At 61.8% G+C, this 2,180-nt stretch carries 2 protein-coding genes; one reads left to right on the forward strand and one right to left on the reverse strand.

What is annotated here, in order from left to right; genetic code table 11:
* Positions 1-208 precede the first annotated feature (208 nt).
* Positions 209-1,078 (reverse strand): LysR family transcriptional regulator, encoded by an 870-nt coding sequence (locus AAAC48_RS27400; RefSeq protein ID WP_340657220.1) that lies wholly within the window; start codon positions 1,076-1,078, stop codon positions 209-211.
* Positions 1,079-1,191: 113 nt separating this feature from the next.
* Here AAAC48_RS27400 and AAAC48_RS27405 point away from each other — a divergent pair, with 113 nt between their 5' ends.
* Complete coding sequence (locus AAAC48_RS27405) at positions 1,192-2,160, forward strand: quinone oxidoreductase (protein WP_340657221.1); 969 nt, start codon at positions 1,192-1,194, stop codon at positions 2,158-2,160.
* The last annotated feature ends 20 nt before the right edge of the window (positions 2,161-2,180 follow it).

Raw genomic sequence — 2,180 nt, forward strand, 5'->3', positions numbered from 1 at the left:
CGGTTGCCAAACTGATCGAGGAAGCAGCATCTGCCCACTAGCCTCTCCGCAGCGATCAGCGGCCAAGCCATAGGCAGGCCGCGGATCCCCTCATTGCGCCGTTCCGCTCGCCTTCGGCGTGTCAGTGACGGGTGTCAAAGGGCGCTTGTTCAATAGCAAAGCCTTCGAGAAAATGTTCCTCGAAATGGCCGATAATGGCAGTTCTTTATTATCGCCCGCCGGCCCGTTCGCACGTTGGCATTGCCTTCCCGCTAAGCTCATCCATTACTGCGCGGATGAGCGGCACATCCTTGATATCAGTGTGCACGACCAGCCAAAGTTCGCGCGTAAGCGGATGGGTCGGCAAAGGCAGCTTTGTCAAATTCTGATTTGCGGCCATGAAATCCGGCAGCAGGGCGACGCCAGCACCGGCCTTGACCGCCGCCAGCTGAAACTCGAGCGTCGAGGTCCGGATGGCGACCCGACGGCTGCCGACAATCTCCGCAAGTTGTCTTTCCTGCGGCGACGAAGCCATGGTTTCCTCATAACCGACAAATGTCCAATCTGGCTCGCGCGTTGCGGCGAGATAGGCAGGATCAGCATAGAGGTTGAAGCCGATCTCGCCGATCTTGGTGATGGTCAGATCGCCCTGTTCCGGCCGCGTCAGCCGCACAGCGATATCCGCCTCCCGCCGTCCAAGCGAGGCATAGCGTGTCTCGCCAATGACGACGACATTGATGCCCGGATGCCGCTGCCGGAGTCGAACGAACCGCTCGACTAGCACCGCACTTGCAAAGGCAGGCGGAGCGCTCACTCTGACCGTGCCAGCATGCCGGTGGCCGGCATTCAGCGCCGCTCGCTCGATCGCCAAGGCATCTTCGCTCATGCGCGCGGCGATGGTGGCAATCTGCTGACCTTCGGCCGTCAGCGAAAGGCGCCGCCCGCGCCTGTCGACGAGCTTGGTGCCGATCTTTTCTTCCAGGTGCGCCACCCGCCGCGCCACGGTGGCATGCTCGACGCCGAGCGCCCGGGCGGCGGCCGACAGCGTGCTGAGGCGAGAGAGAGCATAGAAATGGCGCAGATCTTCCCAATCAACCATTGACGATTTTTTCCCATTGCCTGGGAAATTATAGGGAATTTTCAATCAAGCTACCAACTGTATTCTTTCATTGAACGGACCACTTTCATGGATTAACAAATCGGAGACTGAGGATGGATATTGCCGTCACGCTAACTGCTACCGGAGGCATCGACCAACTACAGGTTTTGGAGCGTGCCCCGCAGACCCCTGGCCCGAAGGAAATTCGCATCCGTCACGAAGCGATCGGCGTCAATTTTCTCGATATCTACCATCGCAAGGGCATTTACCCGCTACCCTCCTATCCCTCCGTGCTCGGTGCCGAGGGCGCCGGTATCGTCGAGGCCATCGGCCCCGAGGTCGCGAACTTCGTTTTGGGCGACCGCGTCGCTTATGCGGGTGCGCCGGTCGGCGCCTATGCCTCGACGCGCCTGCTGCCGGCGGAACGGGCGATCAAGCTGCCGGACGGCGTCGCATCGCGCACTGCGGCGGCATCGACGCTGAAGGGCGTGACGGCATACATGCTGCTCAACCGCACATATGCCGTAAAGCCGGGCACGACTATCCTTGTCCATGCCGCAGCCGGTGGCCTTGGCGCCATTCTGGTCCGCTGGGCAAAACATCTGGGCGCAACCGTGATCGGTACGGTCAGCTCAAAGGCGAAGGCTACTCTTGCCCGCTCCCACGGCGCCGACCACCTGGTCGTCGGGCGCGATGCCGATCTCGTCCGCGAAGTCATGGATTTGACCGCCAGCCGCGGCGTGGATGTCGGCTATGACGGCATCGGCGGCGCCATGCTCGCCAAGACCATCCAATGCATCCGCCCCTTCGGCACCGCCGCGAGTTTCGGCCAGGCTGCTGGGCCGATCCCGCCGATTTCGCTTGACCAGCTACGGCCCAACCGCGCTCTCGCCCACCCGAGCATGATGGCCGCAAGCGCCGACCCGGCATTCTATGCCGAAGCCGCTGAGGCGCTGATCGATGCCTTCCGCTTGAACATCACCGCCGCCACGGGCGAGGAATTCGCGCTCAAGGACGCAGCCAAAGCCCATATTGAACTCGAGGCTGGACGCAGCGCCGGAAGCCTGCTGCTTATCCCTTAGATTAGTACCAACGTGCGCGT

The sequence above is a fragment of the Phyllobacterium sp. genome (genome assembly GCF_037994405.1).
Taxonomy (GTDB): Bacteria; Pseudomonadota; Alphaproteobacteria; order Rhizobiales; family Rhizobiaceae; genus Phyllobacterium.